The 251-nt window shown below is 51.0% G+C and carries 1 pseudogene; it reads left to right on the top strand.

The window, feature by feature from the left end:
• Positions 1-251 (top strand): annotated as a pseudogene (locus ACYP03_RS27190) (type II secretion system protein GspH); the annotation flags it as partial.

Here is a 251-nt window from a genome sequence, read left to right on the forward strand (position 1 = left end):
TGTGGCTGTTGTGATGACGCTGCCAGCGCCTAAAAATGAGGTGCTGAAAGAAGAATCTCAGCGATTTTATTATCTGGTGCAGCTGCTCGGTGAAGATGCCATGCTCAATGGGCGTGATTACGGTGTCCGGGTTGATCGGCAGGGCTACCAGTTTTTTGAACTGGACCCTAAAGGCTGGCAACCCCTCAAGGATTCACGGTACTTCAGTGAAGTCACTTTGCCCGATACGCTCGGCATGGAAGTCAAGATAG

Source organism: Photobacterium sp. R1, from assembly GCF_054600795.1.